The organism is Paenibacillus oenotherae, from assembly GCF_019443105.1.
In the GTDB taxonomy this organism is placed as follows: Bacteria; Bacillota; Bacilli; order Paenibacillales; family Paenibacillaceae; genus Paenibacillus_Z; species Paenibacillus_Z oenotherae.
This window is the reverse complement of sequence record NZ_JAHZIJ010000012.1, coordinates 97,436-117,255: the sequence shown is the minus strand read 5'-3', so window position 1 is coordinate 117,255 and position 19,820 is coordinate 97,436. Positions and strand designations below refer to the sequence as shown.

Sequence of the window (19,820 nt, the reverse complement as noted above, 5' to 3'; positions counted from 1 at the left end):
GCATAACCGGACTGCCTCATACAGGAGAACAGTCCGGCCGTTATAAGTGAGGGCTGATTCGCTATCGATAACATCATCAGCTGCTATTGCTGGAGTTTCGCGCCTGCCGCAGGATGCTCAGCTTTTCGCTTGATCAAGCGGTCAAAGCCTTTGCGCAGCCACGGTAGAACATAGCGATCCAATCCGAAGCGTCCAGCGTTGGCTCCCCCGAGAACAACTACAATGCCCAGCAGCAGCAGCCAAGGATTCGTGCTTACCGTTCCGGCGAACATGAACATGAAGTTCATCAGCAAGCCGAAGAATGCGGCCGTCAATGTCAGTGCTCCGACGATAAGGCCAAGACCAACCAGGAATTCACCCCACGGTATCAAAATATTAATGATCTTCACATTCGGCAGTGCGAAATGTTCCAGGAAAGCGTTGAAGGTCGGATAGACCGCTTCGCCTGTCGCCTTGTCTATAACCGGTTTGGCCAGTGCGCCATTCAAGAAGCCCGTAGCGTCGAATGCCTTCTCGCCCGTTATCTTGTGCCATCCTGCGGTAAGCCATTGATAGCCTACCAAAAGCCTGATCAAGGTCACAACACCTGCTGCCCATACATTCTCTCTCCAAAATTTCATCATGACGGTTCACTCCTCAACGTTTAGTAATCGGGACGTCTGATTAAAGGAACGACACAGCCACCGATGCTGCGGATCGTATGTTTTCCATCGGAATCACCTTCTTCGTTTTCTATGACTCAAGTATACCTCCAGGTGGATCATTTGAATGTGAAATAAATCACATATAACAAACGAAATTTGTGATCCAGCCTTTGTTCGACAATAAAGGCCTTCCCTGAAAGCTGCAGCTTGACAGGAAAGGCCTCTATGATGATAGCTATTATTACTGAACCGAGAGCGACTGGATCAGATTCTTCAATTTATCAGCCGACCGATGGAGAAGCTCGCGCTCGGAATCGCTGATGTTCACCTTCATAATCTCGCGCACGCCAGTTCTGTCAACGATACAAGGCACACCCAGGTATACATCGCTGACCCCATGGTAATTATCCAGCATCGTTGATACATTCAGGACAGCGCCTTCGTTGCGCAGAATAGCCGTACATATCCGGTCGAGCGCCAGCGCAATTGCATAATAGGTCGCTCCCTTGGCTTCGATAATCTGGTAAGCGGCATCTCTAGTCCCGGTAAAAATCTCTTCCTTGTCCGCATCATCCAGCACCAGCTCCGTACCCGCCACATTCGCCAGACTCCACAGCGGAAGCTCGGAATCGCCATGTTCCCCGACAATATGAGCGTGTACGCTGCGCGGGTCCAGATTCAGCTTCTCCCCGATCAGGTAACGGAACCTCGCACTGTCAAGCAGCGTTCCCGAACCGATGACACGGTTGACGGGCCAGCCCGATTTCTTAAGCGAGAAGTAACTCATGATGTCTACCGGATTGGAGGCGATCAGCAGAATACCGTGATCATTCACTTTCAGCACTTCTGCAATAATACTTTCATATATAGCGACATTCCGCTTGAGCAGGTCGATGCGGGATTCACCCGGCTTCTGCGCGGCGCCTGCCGTAATGATAATGATATCCGCCTCCCGGCAATCTTCGTAGGTGCCGGCCCATACACGAACTCTGCCGAGAAAAGGCAGCCCGTGATTCATATCCAGCGCATCGCCGACAGCTTTGGCCTGATTGGCATCAATTAGTACAAGCTCATCCATTCGTTCTCTTAGCAGCAGCGTATACGCTGTTGTTGATCCGACTGCACCGATACCGATGACGACAACTCTTGTCTTTTTTGCTTTGTTTGTGTCCATTATGGGCACTCCTTTCCCCGTTTAACGGGCTACAAATTAGTATGTTCATCCAGAGGACGATTCAAATAGTAATATACCATGGCCATGAGAAGACTGCCTCCGATCAGATTGCCGAGCGTAACAGGAATCAGATTATGGAATACACCTCCCCACGAGATTGTTCCCGGATGATCCAGCACCAAGGCGATCGCAAAGGTACACATATTGGCTACACTGTGTTCATACCCGGAGATGAAGAAGCAGAAAACAAACAGCATCATCGCGAACATTTTGGCGCCGTCGCCTTTAAGCGTCATGGGAATGAAGAAAGCCAGACAGACGAGCCAGTTACACAGTATCCCACGGAAGAACAGCTCCAGCATCGGTGTGTTCATCTTCTTGTCCACCACACTGAGCAGAAACCCGTTCACCGTGCTGTCATCGAACAGCCCCGTTCCCAGTATGAGCATCGCGAACGCAGCAGCGCCGAGTATATTGCCTGAATAGCTGGTCATCCATATGCGCACGACCGCAGGCCAACTGATCTTTTTGACCATCGCCGCATAGGTGAAGTAGAATGTATTGCCCGTGAACAAATCCCCGCCGCCGAAAGCAATAAGTATAATTGCCGCACCGAAGGTCAGGGCAGCCATAGGATATGTCAGCGGCGAATGCTCCAGATAGAAGAAATTGCCTGTCTTGAATGCAACGATAACACCGAAGCCGATAAACATGCTGGCAAGCATCGAACGCAGCAGGAAGCGCGGCTTGCTCTTGCGGTAGATATTGTACTTCCTTGCAGCAAGCTCTTCGACATGCTCCAAATGATGGGCTTCCATAGCTCAGCTCACCTGCTTTGCTTGAATTTAGTGGTTACACTTTCTTGCGCAGAGGGGATATGATCCAATAGAACGTGCCTACGAACAGTGCACCGCCGACCATATTCCCCAGCGTCACCGGAATCATATTCTGGAACCATCCGGCTATCGTAATCGTATCGGGATGCGGCAGCAGCAGCGCAAGGCCGAGTACCGTCATATTCGCGATGCTGTGCTCATATCCGGAGGCAATGAAGGCGAACAGCATCCAGAAGATCAGAATGAGCTTCGCCGTATCCTCCTTCGCTCTCATCGATGTCCAGATCGCAAGACACACCAGCCAGTTGCACATTATACCGCGGAAGAATAGCTGTGTCACATCCAGATTCATCTTCTTCGCGGCGATCGTGAACAGCAGATGATCCGGCGGGATCTTCGCGAACAAGCCGGTGCCGACGATAATCAGGCAGAGCGCCATCGCGCCAAGCAGGTTGCCGCTGTAGCACCAGAGCCAATTCCGCCACGCATCTCCCCATGTCGTCGCTTTGGACAGACTGCTGACGGTGAAGATCATATTGTTGCCGGTGAATAATTCCGAGCCCGCGAAGATCACCAGGGTCAAGGCGATACCGAAGGACAGCCCCATAACGAGTGATGTTACAGGAGAATGTGCAGCAGCCAGTGCAGCCCCGACCGTGAAGATCAAAATAATTCCAATCCCTACGTAGGCGCCAGCCAAGCCGGAGGAGAGCAGATAACGCCCCTTGCTTTCATCGAACAAGGCCTTTCTGGCAAGCGCAGATTTAACAACCAGATCCAGCGTATCTTTATACATCCTTCACCACTCCCTTTGCCGTACTAAACCAGGCTGACCTATACCGGAAGACTTATCTCTACCTCTGCACCCTCTACAGTGACGGGATACGTCTGAATCTGCCCGCTGTCCGGTGCGTACACCTTGCCCGTCTCCAGATTGATCTTCCAATCATATAGCGGATCGTACAGATCATGCCCCGACACAATGCCTTCCGCCAATGGGCCGCCCTTCCGGTGCGCATTCTTGTTCTCCAGCGCGAATATCCGGTCATCGCTAGTACGGAAAACAGCCAGCTCCACGCCTTTAACGGTTATCGTACGGCCGATGCGAACGATAAAATCATCCAGCTGCCCAATTCTGTATTGACGCACCGGCTCGTTTGCCGATTCCTTTGCATTCTCCATCTCTCTCACTCCCTCTGCTCATTGCTGTTCCACAGCGGTTCCACGTTAACCTTGCCCGTTAGGTCAAATTGCCATATACGTGCTCGCGGATTTCCTTATCGGCGATAACCTCGCTCCAAGGCTCCTTCACCTGCGCAAGCGCAATGGTGATGCGTTCGTTCAGCTCCCTGCGGCTCTTCTCATCCTCTACCACAGCGGTAACAATTTGCTGCAGCCCTACCCGCTCCACCCAATCCGAGGTGCGCTCCAAATATTTGGCATTCTCCCGATAGTATTGGAGGAAAGCGCCTGTCACTTCCTTGAGTTCTTCATCCGTCTTCACCTTGCACAGCAGATCCGCAATTCGCGGCTTGATCCCGCCGTTGCCGCCTACATAAATCTCCCAGCCGCCGTCATTGCCGACAAAACCAATATCCTTCGTGCACGATTCGGCGCAGTTTCGCGGGCAGCCGTTAACTGCCATCTTCAATTTCGCCGGCATATCCAGCCGCTCGAACATCCGCTCAAGCTGGATGCCCATATTCACCGAATCCTGTGTGCCGAAGCGGCAGTACAACGAGCCGACACAGGTCTTTACCGTGCGAAGCGCCTTGGCGTAGCCGTATCCCGATGGCATATCCAGCGCCGACCATACATCCGGCAGATCCTCTTTCTTCACGCCTACAAGATCGAGCCGTTGGCCTCCGGTTACTTTGACCATTTTCACATCGAATTTAACGGCTACCTCGGCTATGCGGCGCAGCTCCTCAGGCGTTGTAACCCCGCCGTACATACGCGGGATGACCGTATATGTCCCATCCTTCTGAATGTTCGCGTTCAAGCGCTCATTCACGAAGCGTGAATCCTTCTCGTCCTCGTGCTCCTGCGGCCATGCCATCCCGAGATAGTAATTGATAGCAGGACGGCACTTGGAGCAGCCTTCCGTGTTCTTCCATTCCAGCACATGCATCACTTCGCGGATCGTAGTTAATCGTTTCTCGCGAATCGCCGCAACAATCTCATCCCTGCTCATTGTCGTGCAGCCGCATATTCCCGTTTTGACCGCTGTGTTCGCATATTTGTCACCCAGCACATACTCCAGAATGCCGCCAACAGTCGGTATGCAGCCGCCGCAGGAACGCCCGGCTCCAGTGCAAGCTTTAATCTCATCTATCGTCGTCAGTCCTTGATCTTGTATGGCACTTATAATCGCGCCCTTGGAGACACCGTTGCAGCCGCAGACAATTTCCTCATTCGGCATAGCGGCAATGCGCTCCGCAGGCGATTGGCTGCCGGCAGCGGCAGTACCCATAAATTCCGCGTACAGCTCCTCGGTCATCGTCGCTCCGGTACGTATCCACTGTTGAATCGCAGCGGAATCCATCACATCTCCGAACAGTACGCCACCGACGATCTTGCCATCCTGAAGCATCAGCTTCTTGTAAATGTTCTTCCATTCGTCCTGCTTGCGGATAACAGTGAGCTCGGGGGAATCCATGAATTTGCCTGCCGAGAAAACATCGACACCGGAAATTTTCAGCTTCGTGGACATGATCGAGCCCTCATACGGCAAAGTTGCCGTGCCGGTAATATGCTTGGCAAGAATCTGTCCTTGCTCGAACAATGGAGCCACCAGTCCGTAGCACACGCCGCGGTGCTCATTGCATTCGCCAACTGCATATACGCCAGGCGCCGATGTCCGCATGTAATCATCAACTACGATACCCCGGTTGACTTCAATGCCGCTGCCTTCAACTACGGCCGTATTGGGCCGAATGCCTACAGCCATAACAACCAGATCCGCTTCAAGCTCCGTTCCGTCCGTAAAGCGAAGCCCTTCAACCCGCTCTCCGCCGATTAACTCGCTCGTTCCCTTCTCCATGAGGAACTTCAAGCCCTGCCGCTCCAGCTCTGCCTTCAGCATGGCGGAGGCGACAGGATCGAGCTGGCGCTCCATCAATTCCGGCATCAGGTGAACGACGGTTGCTTCCATGCCGAGATTGACCAATCCTTTGGCGGCTTCAAGGCCGAGCAAGCCCCCGCCAATGACAGCGGCTTTCTTGTACTGCCTGGAGGCAGCCAGCATTATGCTGCAATCGGCGATGTCGCGGAATCCGATGACGCCTTCCTTGTCCTTGCCGGGAATCGGCAGCATGATCGGATTCGAGCCGGTCGCGATAATTAATACATCATAAGGAACCGTGCTGCCGGAATCCGTCATGACTACTTTTGCCGCCGTATCGATCCGGGTCACATTCGTTCCCGTATGCAGTGTGATGTTGTTTTCTTGATACCAGGACCAGCCGTTCAGGATAATATCGTCTAATGTTTTGCTGCCTTCCAGTACATAGGAGAGCATAATGCGGTTATAGTTAGGGTAGGGCTCTCCGCCGAATACCGTAATATCATAGCGGGAAGGGGCCAGCTTCAATATTTGTTCGATTGTATTAATACCCGCCATCCCGTTACCGACAAGCACCAGCTTTTCCTTTGTTGTCGTCATTGTTATTCCCTCCATCATCGTTCCTGTATTTCCGTACGGTAAGCATACTGTGCCGGCAAAGGAATTGGCGGTGACTTATATCACACACGCTTGAATATATCTCCTATACAGCTCACCCTTATCGGGTGACACTTGCAACCTCGATTGCTTACTTCCATCATACCTGCACAATGATTCCTTTGTTATCGGGGGATACACTGAATTTCCATATCCAACCTCCCTATTTTTCGAGTGAGAAAAATCACATTTTCCCTTCCCAACTCCCCTAATAGCGGTGAAAACATAGGAAAAATCGTTTTGCTCTAAGGGAATTCCCTGATCGCTTATCCGTTAGCTCATTGTGATAGCGGTTACATCTCCCATTCTAGCTGCCTTCCTCCGATAAGATGGTAATGCAGATGGTGAACCTCCTGTTGTCCGTGGACCCCTGTGTTCGTTATTACTCGAAAACCAGTATTCTCTACGCCCAATATGCGGGCTACTGTCTGAAAGGCAAGATGAAGCCGGAATACGATATGTCCATCTGCCTCACCTATATCCATTATGCTATCGATATGTTTCTTCGGAATGACTAGCGCATGAACCGGTGCGCTAAAATGCAATCCATAGAAAGAAATAACTTCCTCATCTTCATAAATGATTTCTGCAGACACTTCGCGGTTTATTATTCTGCAAAATATGCAATCCATAAATATAGCCCCCTACATGGATCTATCCATATGCGCACACAAAACTATACTGGTCTGCATTGCTATGACTTGTTTAACTTTTCCATATATACAAACGAGAGCTGATCATTAATCTGTTTAATAGAATAAGAGCGATAGCCCAGTTTATTATATAGATGGATCGTCTTCCCGCTGTCTGCGCCTGTAAATAATTCATACCGTTTCACATGGGAAAATGCTTGTTCAATTTGCTTCATCAGAGCCGCTCCGATTCCCTTGTTCTGCGATTCAGGATGAACAATGAGCTTGCCAATATAGCAATTTCCATCCGCCTCGTATGCTCGAACTGACCCGATAATTGCTCCATCCTCGACACTTTTTAAAAAGAAATGGCTGTTAAATTCTTCAATAATTTCGGGGAGGGTCTGCAGCATCGGGGGGATGTCGAAATTGTTTAACCGTTCCGCTTCATTGCGAAAGCACAGCTTTTGTAAAGCTAATAATTGCTCCGCATCTTCTCTGCTCGCTCTAATAATTTCCATAATTCACTCCTCCTGATGACGAATTGACAGTGTCGCTCTTCATTTTACAAGCTGTCAACATAAAATCGGCATAAACCTCTGCTATCGGTACAATAGCGGGTTTATGCCGTTTTATGAATCCCTTCGTTGTTCCATGCAGTAAACTGTACGGACTATACGCCGTCTGAAGCCCCGAAGAACAGGGCGATCTCCCGCTCCACGCTCTCTGCGGAGTCCGAGCCATGAATAATGTTATATTCCACGGAGGTGGCATAATCGCCGCGAATCGTCCCGGAAAGCGCTGCAGCCGGATTCGTTGCGCCAATCATGCTTCTGGCAATCGCAACCGCGTTAACCCCTTCCAGAATTACAGCAAATACCGAATCAGATGTAATATAATCAACAAGCTCCTCGAAGAATGGCTTGCCTTGATGCTGGGAGTAATGCCGCTCCGCCAATGCCCTGTCCACACGCATGATCTTGGCTTCCACCAGACGGAACCCTCTCTGCTCGAAACGTTTGACAATGTCTCCGACTAATCCGCGCTGTACGCCATCGGGCTTCACCATAACAAATGTTCGTGTCTTCTCCAACATAACCATCTCCTTCTCTCTGTCGAAGCTTACCTCTATTCTAGCTCAGCGAGCGGCAAAAGGGTATGCGATTTATCACATACGACGTTTGGCCTGCTGGTTCCGCTATTGCAAACCTTTCGTCATGCTTTCCACCCCGATTTATCCAGTACTCCATACCGCATAAACGATACAACTCTGCAAAATTTGGAAAAAACCTGTCTGCATATCTTCCTCTAAAATTAGCATTATGTTAAAATGATACCCATATCTTTTTAATTTTACATAAATTGGGGTGAATGTCGCTATGAATAAAAAGTCCTCCCTGCCCTCAGGCAACTGGACGACCTACCAATGGGTAATCGGACATCTTCGTCCCTATCGCGGAAGTATGGCTCTCATCATTATTTGCGGCCTGCTCGCTTCTGCCGGAGAGCTGCTTGCTCCTTACTTGATTCAACGGCTGATCGATCATGTCATTCCGGAGCAGGATAAGGTCGGTTTCTATCAAATTATTGGATTTCTTGGCGGGGTATTTCTCCTCATTCTTCTGTGCAGCTTAACGAGAAATATATTGCAAAGCCGGGTGAGCGCAAGCGCAGCACGCGATTTGCAGTATAATACGCTGCTGCATTTGCGCAAGCTTGGATTCGCTTATTACGAACAGCGGCCAGTAGGCGAGACTCTCTCTCTAATGAACCACAAGGTGCAGTCGGCCGAGCAGATCTTCAAGCGCTTCTTCCCCGACATTGTGCAGCTGACACTATTCCTGACCGCAGCAGCAGTATTGCTGCTCTATCAATCCGCCCTGCTGTCCTTGATTATTATTCCCTGCTTCGCGACCTACTATCTGTTCGGCCCGAAGCTCGACAGCAAGTTCTCCCGATTATCCCGTGCGATGGCTGAGAGCCGGACTACCTTTGACAAAAAAGTCTATGAAAGCGTATCCGGGGCACGTGAATTCCGGGCTTTCGGCGCTGAGGAATGGGATATAGACCGCAATCGCAGCCTGTTCAAGGATGTTACGCGAACGACGCTTAGCTGGGTGTTCATCGGGCATTTCCGCTGGAGTCTGCGCGGCTTTCTGTTTCAGATTGGAACGGTCTGCATTTTTGTGCTGGGCTATTACCTGATTCAGTGGAACTGGATGACGGTAGGCCAGTTCATCGCCTTCCTTCTTGTGTACGGCATCTTCATGTTCCGCCTGTCCTGGCTTATCTCGCAATTTATCGAGCAGAATATGATGCTTCAGGAAGTATCGCTTCTCTATGAGCTTGTCCACACCCTCCCGCTGCTGGAAGAGCCTGCGCTTCCCGAGAAGATCGGGCAAATTCAAGGCGCCCTGACCTTCGATAACGTGCAATTCGCTTACCCGGGCCGGCCTCCGGTATTGAACGGAATTTCTCTTGATATCCGTGCGGGAGAGCGTATCGCAATCGTCGGTACAAGCGGCAACGGCAAATCGACTCTGCTGAAGCTGGTTGATCGATTCTACGATCCTACCGGGGGCATGATCCGGCTCGACGGCATCCCGCTCCCCCATATTTCATTCGATGATCTGAGAGGATCGATCGGCTATGTGTTCCAGGACACCTACTTATTCGGCAACACGGTGCGTGAGAATATCCGCTTCGGAAATCCGGATGCCTCGGATGAAGAGGTTGTAGCAGCGGCCAAGGCCGCCTATGCCCATACCTTTATAACCGAGCTGTCGGATGGTTATGATACGGTAGTCGGCGAGCGGGGCATGAAGCTGTCCGGCGGACAGAAGCAGCGAATTGCTATCGCCCGCATGCTGATCAAGAACCCGAGAATATTGCTTCTGGATGAAGCAACGTCCGCACTGGACAATGTAAGCGAGAATGCGGTCCGCGATGCCTTGCAGCAGCTGCTGGCAGGGCGGACAACGATTGCTGTTGCGCACCGGCTCAGCACCGTGATGGACTATGACCGCATCGTTGTTCTCGATGGCGGTGTTATCGCTGAGCAGGGCTCCTACAACGAACTGATGGAGCGGCGCGGCCTCTTCTATCAATTGGCCGCAGGCGAGAAGCAGCAAGGCCACGGCCAGAGTCATGACATCCCGGGCGGAGGTGAAGCCGTTGTTCTATCTTAAATGGATCTGGTCCCATATTGCGACAATACGCGGAGGCTTCGCCATCGCCATTCTGTTCATGCTTATCGAGACAGGATCGAATATCGTAATGACCTATCTGCAGAAATACATTATCGACGATGTATTTATTCAGGGCGAGTATCATCTGCTTCCAGAGTACCTGATTTGGTTCGCGCTGTCCTTTCTGGGCGCCTCCGCATTCTACACCATCGCCGCCTACAGATATGTGTACAATGAGTACGTAATGGACGACATCCTGCTGCTCCGCATGCTGCGCCGTTTCTTCCGGATTCCGATGTCGCGCATCCAGAACGAACGCACGGCCCGCTATGTGCAGTACATCACGGGCGATCTGCACATGGGCGGCAGCATGATCGGCTATCATTCGCCCAATGGCGTGCAGCGGCTGCTGAATGTTGCGCTCTTGATGGGCATCGTCGGCTGGCATAGCCCCTTCCTGCTGCTGACTGTAACAATATCCAGCCTGGCCTATATTGCAGGCTCTCATTATTTTGCCAAGCGAATCAAGGATATCCATCGTGAGGTTGAAGACAACCGGACCAAATTGTCCGTTCATCTCGAAGAAAGCATCTCAGCTACAAGAGAGACTATTGCTTACCATCGCACTGCATGGGAAGCCAAAATCTATCAAATGCTGTACCAGAATTATTTTAACTCCGTTATGAAAGAGACCCGTGAGATCAATAGGCAGACCGTATTTATCGATCCCCTCAGATGGATCGTTACACTAGCGATTCTTGGATTCGGAGGTTACCAGCTGTTCACAGGAAGTCTTACGCTTGGAGCATTCGTTATCGTGTTTCAATTCACGAATCAATTGATGGAATCGTTCCAGCGGCTGTTCCGCTATATTATGGATTTATCCGGCATGCTGGCCAATATTGACCGTATGGAGCTGCTTATGACAGAGGAGCAGGTCGATCCTGGCACTTTGCCCTTGCATGAGCCTGTGCAGAGCATCCGGTTCGATGAGGTTGGATTCGCCTATGATACGAATGACCGGACCGTGCTGCAAAAGGTCAGCTTCGAGATCCCGTCAGGGTTGAAGGTGGCGTTTGTCGGTGCAAGCGGAGGGGGCAAATCAACGATAGCCCAGCTTCTCGTCCGATTCTACGATCCTACAGAAGGGCAGATTATTGTGAACGGCAAGCCGCTGCAGGATATCCGCCTGGAGGATTGGAACCGGCGAGTGCGCATCGTATTCCAGGATCCTTATATGATGGCAGATACACTGAATACGAATCTGGCCTTCGGAAGAGACGGCATGGGGGAAGCGGCTATAGAGGAAGCCTGCCGCTCTGCGCAGCTGTATGACGATATAGCCAGACTCCCCAAGCGATTCGAAGAAGAGATCGGGGAGCGCGGCGTCCAGCTGTCCGGCGGGCAGAAGCAGCGTCTTGCTCTCGCCCGCGCAATATTGGATGATCCTGAGATTCTTGTTCTGGACGAGGCTACCTCCTCGCTGGATCTGGAGACAGAGCGCCGCTTGCAGGAGCGCTTGGATCGGCTGCGCGCAGGCAAGACGACCATTATTATCGCCCATCGGCTATCCACAGTCCGCAATGCAGACCTCATCTTCGTCATGGACAAAGGACGCGTAGTGGAGCAGGGCACGCATGATGAGCTGATGGCTGACGGCCTCGTCTATCCATCGCTGCTGATGGCGCAAAGCCAGGCAGCAGCAGGGTAAATTGCACACTTAGTGGCCCGGGGAGGCTTCGTTGTCATTGCTCAGCTTCGTTATTTCGAACAGCTTGAACAGCAGGCTGAATACGATAGCAACGACGGTCGCAAGCGCCATGCCTGACAAGGAGAAGCTTCCGGCCTTTATCGTTGCGCCGCTCAGACCGGTAATCAATACGATCAGTGTCAGGAACAGGTTCGTTGGCCGGCTGTAATCGACCTTCGACTCCACCAGCATCCGGAATCCGGAAGCGGCAATAACTCCGAACAGCATCAGAGAAACGCCGCCCATTACCGGCAGCGGTATGTTGGCGACAAGCGCCGAGAATTTGCCCAGGAACGAGAGCAGAATCGCAATGACGGCGGCGCCTCCGATGACGAAGGCAGAGTAGACCCGTGTAATCGCGAGCACGCCGATATTCTCCCCATAGGTTGTATTGGGAGTGGAGCCGATGAAGCCTGACAGCATGGTGGACAGTCCGTTGCCCAGCATGGAGCGGTGCAGCCCGGGGTCTTGGGACAAGTCCTTGTTGATAATATTCCCTGTAACGATCAGATGGCCGATATGTTCGGCAATGACGACCAGCGCAGCCGGAACAATCGTCAGAATCGCTGTCCAGTCAAATGCAGGCATTGTGAAGGTCGGCGCGTCGAACCACTCTTTGTCCGCGATAAGGTCAAAATTAACCAGGCCCATAAAGCAGGCGATAACATAACCGGCAACAATGCCGAACAGAATCGGAATAATCCGCATAAAGCCGCGGAACAGCACAGAACCGAGAATGGTCACGCCCAGCGTAATCGTGGAGAGCGCTATCGTTCCCGCATCAGGCGACCACTTCGTATTCGTCTTGGGTGCTATCCAGCCAGCCATCTCCGCAGCCACCGGAACCAGCTCCAATCCGATCACGGCAACGATGGCCCCCATAGCAGCGGGCGGGAATACGACATTGATCCAGCCGGTACCGGCGACCCCAATGACCCAGGCCAGAATAGTGAATACGAGGCCTGCCACAATAAATCCGCCAAGCGCCGCCGCATAACCGGCCTCATGAGAGGCATGGCTGCCGATCACCGCGCCTGCCGGAGCGATGAAGGCGAAGCTGGAACCGAGATAAGCAGGAATCTTCCCTTTGCAGATCCACAGATACAGCAGTGTGCCAATACCATTCATCAGCAGGCAGACCGCCGGGTCCACACCGAGCAGATTCGGAACGAGCACTGTTGAGCCGAACATTGCGAACAGATGCTGTATGCTCAGCATGAAGCTTTGCCCTATGGGCGGTCTTTCATGAACCCCTATTTCTTTTTTCATTCGACTGCCGTCCTCCATTATTGCCAGCATAGTTGTAATCACGAATATTCTTGTTGATTCTACCCACCCCCCTTGCTTTTGGCAAGGGGTTTCTGCTTAGCTGGCGTATTGGCTTAGTGTTCACCCCTTCCAGTAACTGCAAACGCGGAGATCGAAAAATACGCCTGTCTATAATAATAGCCGGGGAGAACAGGTCACCCTGCGTCTCGCCCGGCTTCTTATTGAAGCTTAAAGCTGCTGCTCCTGCTGGTACAGCACCGTTGACAGATACCGCTCCCCGTTGCTCGGAATAATGGCCACTACACGTTTGCCTGTTCCAAGACGCTGGGCCAGTTGAATGGCAGCATGGATGGCAGCTCCGGATGAGATGCCACCCAGAATTCCTTCCTCCTTCGCTGCCCGTCTTGCTGTCTCGAACGCTTGCTCGTTGGTAATCCCGATAACCTCGTCATAAATTTGTGTATCCAGAATAGACGGTATGAACCCAGCTCCGATCCCTTGAATCTTATGCAGGCCAGGCGCCCCGCCTGACAGAACGGGCGATAAGGTCGGCTCGACAGCCGCAATATGAATATGGGGGTACTGTTCGCGCAATACCTCGCCCACTCCGGTAATTGTCCCGCCCGTGCCCACTCCCGCTACAAAACCGTCCAGGCTGCCGCCCAAGGCTTGAATTGCTCTGACGATTTCCGGGCCTGTCGTTTCCCGATGAATATGCACATTAGCCGGATTATCGAACTGCTGGGCGGGAAAATAATTCGGATTGCTAGCCGACAGCTCCTCCGCGACCCGTATTGCCCCGTTCATTCCTTCAAAGCCAGGCGTCAGCACAAGCTCGGCTCCATATGCACGCAGCAGATTGCGGCGCTCAAGGCTCATCGTCTCCGGCATAACCAGAATAGCCTTATAGCCTCTGGCCGCTGCAACTAACGCTATCCCGATCCCTGTATTGCCGCTTGTCGCTTCAATGATCGTGTCCCCCGGCTTCAGCCGCCCGTCACGCTCGGCCGCTTCGATAATACGAATCGCAATCCGATCCTTGACACTGCTCCCCGGGTTAAAAAACTCCAGCTTCAACAATATCTCCGCACTGCCATCCGGCACTATTCTATTCAAGCGAACAAGCGGCGTCCTCCCGATTAATTCGGTAATGTTATTAACAACAAGCTCCATCCCGTCATCTCCTATCCCAATATTGTATCGCTTTCCGACATAGAAAACGGAGATGCACTTCAGCTGCTAGCGAAGCACATCTCCGTATATACGGTCGATCGTGTATGAAACTTCTTTATCACAATGTCATGGTTCGGCCCAGCTGCCCCTGGGAATGGCTGAACAATTCCTCATAATACCCCTGCAGAGCAATCAGCTCCTCATGCGTTCCTTCCTCCGCGATTTCACCATGCCGCATGACCAGAATGCGGTCAGCCTGCATAATCGTGGAGAGCCTGTGCGCGATGACAATCGTCGTCCTCCCCTCGGAGACGACCCCCAGCGCCTGCTGAATCAGCTGCTCCGTATGAGAATCCAGATTGGCGGTGGCCTCGTCCAATATCAGTATCCGGGGCTGGAATACGATGATTCGCGCAAAAGACAGCAGCTGTCTCTCACCAGCCGACAGGCCGCTTCCCCGCTCTGACAATCTCGTGTCATAGCCATCCTTCATTTGGCGGATCAGCATGTCGGCGCCGACGAATTGACAGGCCTCCACTACCTTTTCCCGCGAAATCGACAGATCGAACATCCGCACATTATCAATGATGCTGCCCGCGTACAGGTAGGGCTCCTGCTGGACCAGTCCGACGATCCGGTGCAGCTTCGCCTGCTGCAGGTCGCGGATATCGTGACCGTCGATCAGAATACTGCCTTCCTGGACATCATAGAACCGGCACAGCAGACTGATGAGCGAGCTTTTGCCTGCACCTGTCGTGCCAACAACCCCGATCAGCTCTCCCGGCCCGATATGCAGATCAAGCCCCTTGATAACAGGCGTTCCGCTCTCATAAGCAAATGTGATCCGGTTGAAGTCGATGCTCCCCTTCACAGCCTCCAGCGGCAGATCGCCGCCCCCCGCTTCCTTAGAGTCGGAAACCTCGGGACGAAGATCGAATATACCCCAAATCCGGTTAACAGCAACCGTTGCCGATTGAAGCATATTCCACTGCTGCGTGATCGTATTGATGGGCTGGAAAAATTGGCGGATATACGTAATGAAGGCGTAGAGCACGCCGAACTCCATTGTTTCTCCGATAACAGCTCTGCCGCCGATCCAGGTTACGAACGCTATCGACAGATTGCTCAGAATATCAAACGACCGGTTGAAGAGCACGTTCGTCCGAATCTCGCGAATATTTGCCTGAAAGTAAGATTGGTTGCGCTCCTTGAACTGCTTCCCCTGCTCCCGCTCCTGATGGAAGATCTGAATAAGATTCATCCCCGACAGGTTCTCCGCTACGAATGCGACGAGTCTGGACAGACGGGTTCTCGCCATCTGGTACGTATTGCGCATGAACGAGCGGAAGGCAGCCGCGATAATGGCGATAACCGGCAGCAGGATCAGGCAGTAAGCACCCAGCTCCGCATCCAGCTGAAACATCATAAACAGAATGAAGAGCAGCGTCATTCCATCCCGCAGTATGCTGAGCAGCACCTGATTGAAGAACTGGTTCAGCGCCTCCGTATCGCTGGAGACATAGGTAATGAGACTGCCGCTTGGCGTTTTGTCAAAATAGGACATGGACAGCCCCGTAATATGCTGGAACAGCTGCTTGCGGATACGGGCAACGATGCTCTGTCCGGCGTACTGCAGCAGATTGTTCTGCAAATAGGTAAAGAGCAGCGCCAGCAGTGACAGCCCCAGGTAGAGCGCGCTGACAGCCAGCAGGCCGCCATAGTCATTCTTGCCGGCCATCAGGTTGTCATCGATCACGATCTTGACCAGATAAGGCTGCAGCAGCTCGGCCGCAATCGCAATGAGTGTACAGATGAATACGAGCCCGAAGGTCCGGCGGTGCGGCTTCGCGTATGAGCCCAGAATACGGAACGCTGATCTGTACTGCGGCTTGGGCTGCTTGCTGAGATCGGCCTTCTGATCCAACTGCCAATTGTTAATGGCCTGCCGCATGCCCGCTCCCCTCCTCTTGAATCGCATAAAGCGTAGCATACAGTCCGTGCTGCTCCAGCAGCTCCTCATGTGTGCCGCGCTGAATAATCCGGCCGCCATCCAGCACGACAATAAGATCCGCATGCTTGATGGCGCTAATCCGGTGCGCGATAATGATCGTCGTCTTGCCTCTGCGTTCCTCCTGAATCGTATTCAGAATCTCCGTCTCCGTCACCGCATCTACAGCGCTGACGCTGTCGTCCAGAATCATGACCGGAGCATCCTTGATCAGCCCGCGCGCCAGACTCGTTCTTTGGCGCTGGCCGCCGGATAGCGTCACACCGCGTTCCCCAAGCTTGGTCTCGAACTGCTGGGGAAATGCGAGAATATTATTGTAGATCTGCGCCTGCCTGGCCGCGTTCTCCACTTCCCGCTCATTGGCATCACGGCGGCTAAAGGCGATATTTTCGCGAATGGTCGTACTGAACAGGAAGCCGTCCTGCGGCACGTAAGCAATGCCGCCGCGCAGGCTCTCCAGGCTCTGCTCATGAATGTCGGTATCGCCGACAAAGACCGTTCCCTCCGGCGGATTGTACGTTCGCAGCAGCAGCTTCATTAGTGTCGTCTTGCCGCTGCCGGTTCGCCCTACGATCCCCAGCGTCATGCCAGGCTCGATATCGATATTGATGTTGTGCAGGGATGGCGCGGAGGCCTCCGGATACGTAAAGGTCAGCTCCTTGAACCGTATCCCGGCTTCGTCCATCAGAATCTCTTTTGCCCCCTCGATTTCCCGGATATCGGGCTCCTTCTCCAGCAGCTCATTCAACCGCTGCAGCGATGCACGCGACCGCTGAATCGTATTGATCACATTGCCGATCTGCTGCAGCGGATTCATCAGCATCCGGATATATAACGTCAAGGCAACGAAATTGCCCAGCGTAATATGGCCCGTCACTGTCAAATACCCGCCAAAGGCCAGCGCAATGACAAGTGAAGCCGAGCCGAGGAACGGGATCAATGCCTGGAAGATGGATGACAACCGGACGAGCGACAGCTGATTGTCCCGGATAGCGTCAACTGTAGCGCCGAAACGTTCAATCATGACAGACTCGACTGCGAACTTCTTCGTCACGCGGATGCCGCCGAACTGCTCCTCCGCCGACTCCGTCATCGTCCCAAGCGAATCCTGCACCTGGAGCGAACGTCTGCGGATCGCAGGACCGAACTTTATGACGAGCCATGGAATGAGAAACAGCGGACCGACCGAGGCCGCAATGAGATAGAACGGTATTCCGCTCGTCACCATCGCTGCAAGACAGGACAGCAGCAGCATCGTCGCCATTGCCGTCTGATTCACGCCCATCGAGATCGATTCGCGCACACTTGTCACATCGTTCATGAAGTAACTGAGCAGCTTGCCTACACCGTTCTTGGAATAAAAATGCTCGCTAAGCCCTGTGAAATGGACGAACAGCTTGCGCCGCGTCCGAAATTCGAACAATCTGCCGACATACATGACAAGATACTGGCCGAAGCCGCCGATAGCCGCATGACCGACGCCAATGGCCAGCAGCAGCAGACTATAACGGACAATATCATTCCCGGTAAGCAGCCCCGCCTGCAGACGATCCGTGAAATCACCGAGCACCTTGGGGAAAAACACATACACAATACTTGCAACAGCATGAAGCGAGATGGAGGATAAATAAATATACCAGGTCGCTCTAAAGAAATCAGCTAATAACCGTGGCGGCTTCAAAGACCATCACTTCCTCTGCATGGCTTATTCAACGAGTCCTGTACACTCCTCTCCTATTTCTACGATAAAGTACCCCGCACCTATGACGATAAAGCGCTCCGCACCTATGGCGAGACCGCCTCCCCGATCGCGCTCGGGGATGTCATTCTCTAATGATCCTATAATACCACATCGACCCTTGAGACAGTCCGGCGCGTATTCGCATAAGCATAAATAGTCGATATCCTGCGTTTTCTGCCCTTGAACATAAAAAAGAGACGCACCCCGTATTGGAAGCGCATCTCCGGTATAAACGGGTCGATAGACGAAGCAGGTTCACTTCGATCGCAGCTGATGTCAATCCTTCCGTACAATAGGGATAATGCTGCCTTCCAGCGGCCGTCTGCTGTTGGGCTTCTCCTGCTCGTGAAACTCAGGGTCAAGCGCCTGCTTGTCTCCGCGGTAGCCAAGCGCCAGAACGGCATGGAGCTGGATCTCCTCCGGCACTCCAAGCTGTTCACGAGCAGCAGCTTGATCAAATCCGCCCACCGCTCTTGTAGACAGGCCAAGAAGATTGGCCTGGAATGCGATGGATGCCCAAGCCGCTCCCGTGTCGAAGGCATGTGTGTTAAGCGGCTCGCCGCTTTCTCTTACCGTAACCGATCCGATCAGAATAAGGACTGGCGCATTCACAGTCCATAACTGGTTGCGCGGTCGAATGAACCGCTGGAACAACTCGCGCTCCTCTGGCGACCGGGCAATATAGAAACGCCAAGGCTGCTGATTGCCCCCGGACGGCGCCCATCTTGCCGCTTCTAATACAGTGTATAGAACCTCGTCGCTTAGTATCTTATCCGGTGAATAAGAGCGAGGAGACCAGCGGTTCAAGAACAGCGGATGAACAGGATACTCAGGCTGTCTCTCCCTGCTTGCCTCGGCATCGTACTGCAGGCCTTCCGGACTGGTGCCGGGGTTGTGAACGGTTTGTGTCATAAGTTTGTACTCTCCTCTGCTGAAAAAATAAAGAGGCACTCTCCCGTGAAGAAGACTGCCTCCGTTGATACGGTAGCTCATTATTCGGTTTGCTGCTGCTGCGGCCAATTGGCAGCTGCTTACGTATAGGGTATATCGTTTACCCTAGTATGTCAATAAGAATTATATGTTTTCTTGTTTAGAGCGTCAGCGCGAAAGCCTTTTGGCGCTATAGCGTGTGGCGTGCAACTCCCTGATCGCGAATGTATGGATTCGCAATCAGGGCACAGTGGGGGCGGACGACAGCGGGAGCGAACGACAGCGGGAGCGAACGACAGACAAGCAGGTTGCCGAAATTGCTGCGTTCGCGCATCTTTTTTACCGTATTTTGGCCCGATGATTAACATGCCTGCGAATATGTATCCTTTTGGCCGGTACAAGTTCATTTCGGGATAAAATGGTCAAAAAGCCTGCTTCCTCGCAGGCTTTTCTTCAAAATTACCGAAATCCAGTGGAAAAGCATGCCTATTAGCAGGTTTGTGAGCCAGCCGCAGCCGCTCCCAATCCGTCTCCGCATCGAACATTGCGTATGAGCTAATGACCACCACGCCCAGCCGATCGATGCGGCGGCGGTACGCCCGCAATCCGCGGCGGCGATGCACCTGCAATCCGCGGCTACGGTGCACCTGCTATTCGCGGCTGCGGTGCGCCTGTTACCCGCGGCGGCGGTACGCCCGCAATCCGCGGCGGCGATGCGACTGCTATTCACGGCTGCGGTGCGCCTGCAATCCGC

Annotated in this window: 18 protein-coding genes; 3 read left to right on the top strand and 15 right to left on the bottom strand. The window is 52.7% G+C overall.

Annotated elements, in window-relative coordinates; translation table 11 throughout:
- Positions 1-83: 83 nt before the first annotated feature.
- From K0T92_RS16640 to ndk, 9 genes are all read right to left on the bottom strand, one after another.
- On the bottom strand, positions 84-623 hold the full coding sequence (locus tag K0T92_RS16640) for a DoxX family membrane protein (RefSeq protein WP_219873600.1): 540 nt from the start codon (positions 621-623) through the stop codon (positions 84-86).
- 262 nt (positions 624-885) lie between these two features.
- Positions 886-1,818 (bottom strand): L-lactate dehydrogenase, encoded by a 933-nt coding sequence (locus K0T92_RS16635; RefSeq protein ID WP_219873599.1) that lies wholly within the window; start codon positions 1,816-1,818, stop codon positions 886-888.
- Positions 1,819-1,847: 29 nt separating this feature from the next.
- On the bottom strand, positions 1,848-2,636 hold the full coding sequence (locus K0T92_RS16630; protein WP_219873598.1) for a formate/nitrite transporter family protein: 789 nt from the start codon (positions 2,634-2,636) through the stop codon (positions 1,848-1,850).
- Positions 2,637-2,670: 34 nt separating this feature from the next.
- Positions 2,671-3,450, bottom strand: a complete 780-nt coding sequence (locus K0T92_RS16625) for a formate/nitrite transporter family protein (protein WP_219873597.1) — start codon at positions 3,448-3,450, stop codon at positions 2,671-2,673.
- Positions 3,451-3,488: 38 nt separating this feature from the next.
- Positions 3,489-3,836: a nitrite reductase small subunit NirD gene (gene nirD, locus K0T92_RS16620; RefSeq protein ID WP_219873596.1), complete on the bottom strand. Its 348-nt coding sequence runs from the start codon at positions 3,834-3,836 to the stop codon at positions 3,489-3,491.
- 58 nt (positions 3,837-3,894) lie between these two features.
- The gene (nirB, locus tag K0T92_RS16615) at positions 3,895-6,318 is read right to left on the bottom strand and encodes a nitrite reductase large subunit NirB (protein ID WP_219873595.1); all 2,424 of its coding nucleotides are present in this window, start codon (positions 6,316-6,318) and stop codon (positions 3,895-3,897) included.
- A gap of 350 nt (positions 6,319-6,668) precedes the next feature.
- Positions 6,669-7,007 carry an HIT domain-containing protein gene (locus tag K0T92_RS16610; RefSeq protein ID WP_219873594.1) on the bottom strand — a complete coding sequence of 113 codons (339 nt, stop codon included), beginning with the start codon at positions 7,005-7,007 and terminating at the stop codon, positions 6,669-6,671.
- A gap of 62 nt (positions 7,008-7,069) precedes the next feature.
- Positions 7,070-7,528: a GNAT family N-acetyltransferase gene (locus tag K0T92_RS16605; protein ID WP_246628212.1), complete on the bottom strand. Its 459-nt coding sequence runs from the start codon at positions 7,526-7,528 to the stop codon at positions 7,070-7,072.
- A 152-nt stretch (positions 7,529-7,680) separates the two neighbouring features.
- Complete coding sequence (ndk, locus tag K0T92_RS16600) at positions 7,681-8,103, bottom strand: nucleoside-diphosphate kinase (protein ID WP_219873593.1); 423 nt, start codon at positions 8,101-8,103, stop codon at positions 7,681-7,683.
- Positions 8,104-8,386: 283 nt separating this feature from the next.
- On the opposite strand from ndk, the gene K0T92_RS16595 reads away from it, so the two are divergent.
- Positions 8,387-10,195 (top strand): ABC transporter ATP-binding protein, encoded by a 1,809-nt coding sequence (locus tag K0T92_RS16595; protein WP_219873592.1) that lies wholly within the window; start codon positions 8,387-8,389, stop codon positions 10,193-10,195.
- Positions 10,182-11,906: an ABC transporter ATP-binding protein gene (locus tag K0T92_RS16590; RefSeq protein ID WP_219873591.1), complete on the top strand. Its 1,725-nt coding sequence runs from the start codon at positions 10,182-10,184 to the stop codon at positions 11,904-11,906. The genes K0T92_RS16595 and K0T92_RS16590 overlap by 14 nt, the downstream gene beginning before the upstream one ends.
- 9 nt (positions 11,907-11,915) lie before the next feature.
- Here K0T92_RS16590 and uraA read toward each other — a convergent pair whose 3' ends face one another.
- From uraA to K0T92_RS16565, 5 genes are all read right to left on the bottom strand, one after another.
- Complete coding sequence (uraA, locus tag K0T92_RS16585; RefSeq protein ID WP_219873590.1) at positions 11,916-13,214, bottom strand: uracil permease; 1,299 nt, start codon at positions 13,212-13,214, stop codon at positions 11,916-11,918.
- Positions 13,215-13,442: 228 nt separating this feature from the next.
- Positions 13,443-14,387 carry a cysteine synthase A gene (gene cysK, locus K0T92_RS16580; RefSeq protein ID WP_219873589.1) on the bottom strand — a complete coding sequence of 315 codons (945 nt, stop codon included), beginning with the start codon at positions 14,385-14,387 and terminating at the stop codon, positions 13,443-13,445.
- Positions 14,388-14,505: 118 nt separating this feature from the next.
- Positions 14,506-16,338, bottom strand: a complete 1,833-nt coding sequence (locus K0T92_RS16575) for an ABC transporter ATP-binding protein (protein WP_219873588.1) — start codon at positions 16,336-16,338, stop codon at positions 14,506-14,508.
- Positions 16,322-18,076, bottom strand: a complete 1,755-nt coding sequence (locus tag K0T92_RS16570; RefSeq protein WP_219873587.1) for an ABC transporter ATP-binding protein — start codon at positions 18,074-18,076, stop codon at positions 16,322-16,324. The genes K0T92_RS16575 and K0T92_RS16570 overlap by 17 nt, the downstream gene beginning before the upstream one ends.
- 336 nt (positions 18,077-18,412) lie before the next feature.
- Positions 18,413-19,048, bottom strand: coding sequence for a nitroreductase family protein (locus K0T92_RS16565; RefSeq protein WP_219873586.1), 636 nt, complete (start codon positions 19,046-19,048; stop codon positions 18,413-18,415).
- A gap of 217 nt (positions 19,049-19,265) precedes the next feature.
- Between K0T92_RS16565 and K0T92_RS16560 the strand changes: the two genes are divergently transcribed.
- Positions 19,266-19,427: a hypothetical protein gene (locus tag K0T92_RS16560; protein WP_219873585.1), complete on the top strand. Its 162-nt coding sequence runs from the start codon at positions 19,266-19,268 to the stop codon at positions 19,425-19,427.
- A 61-nt stretch (positions 19,428-19,488) separates the two neighbouring features.
- Here the strand turns inward: K0T92_RS16560 and K0T92_RS16555 are convergent, their stop codons facing one another.
- Positions 19,489-19,713 (bottom strand): hypothetical protein, encoded by a 225-nt coding sequence (locus K0T92_RS16555; RefSeq protein WP_219873584.1) that lies wholly within the window; start codon positions 19,711-19,713, stop codon positions 19,489-19,491.
- Positions 19,714-19,820: the final 107 nt, after the last annotated feature.

Coding starts and splice junctions, on each gene's coding strand:
- ndk (WP_219873593.1), bottom strand. CDS start 8,103: ATGTTGGAGAAGACACGAACATTTGTTATGGTGAAGCCCGATGGCGTA.
- K0T92_RS16565 (WP_219873586.1), bottom strand. CDS start 19,048: ATGACACAAACCGTTCACAACCCCGGCACCAGTCCGGAAGGCCTGCAG.
- K0T92_RS16605 (WP_246628212.1), bottom strand. CDS start 7,528: ATGGAAATTATTAGAGCGAGCAGAGAAGATGCGGAGCAATTATTAGCT.
- K0T92_RS16635 (WP_219873599.1), bottom strand. CDS start 1,818: ATGGACACAAACAAAGCAAAAAAGACAAGAGTTGTCGTCATCGGTATC.
- K0T92_RS16630 (WP_219873598.1), bottom strand. CDS start 2,636: ATGGAAGCCCATCATTTGGAGCATGTCGAAGAGCTTGCTGCAAGGAAG.
- K0T92_RS16595 (WP_219873592.1), top strand. CDS start 8,387: ATGAATAAAAAGTCCTCCCTGCCCTCAGGCAACTGGACGACCTACCAA.
- K0T92_RS16625 (WP_219873597.1), bottom strand. CDS start 3,450: ATGTATAAAGATACGCTGGATCTGGTTGTTAAATCTGCGCTTGCCAGA.
- K0T92_RS16575 (WP_219873588.1), bottom strand. CDS start 16,338: ATGCGGCAGGCCATTAACAATTGGCAGTTGGATCAGAAGGCCGATCTC.
- K0T92_RS16640 (WP_219873600.1), bottom strand. CDS start 623: ATGATGAAATTTTGGAGAGAGAATGTATGGGCAGCAGGTGTTGTGACC.
- uraA (WP_219873590.1), bottom strand. CDS start 13,214: ATGAAAAAAGAAATAGGGGTTCATGAAAGACCGCCCATAGGGCAAAGC.
- nirD (WP_219873596.1), bottom strand. CDS start 3,836: ATGGAGAATGCAAAGGAATCGGCAAACGAGCCGGTGCGTCAATACAGA.
- cysK (WP_219873589.1), bottom strand. CDS start 14,387: ATGGAGCTTGTTGTTAATAACATTACCGAATTAATCGGGAGGACGCCG.
- nirB (WP_219873595.1), bottom strand. CDS start 6,318: ATGACGACAACAAAGGAAAAGCTGGTGCTTGTCGGTAACGGGATGGCG.
- K0T92_RS16610 (WP_219873594.1), bottom strand. CDS start 7,007: ATGGATTGCATATTTTGCAGAATAATAAACCGCGAAGTGTCTGCAGAA.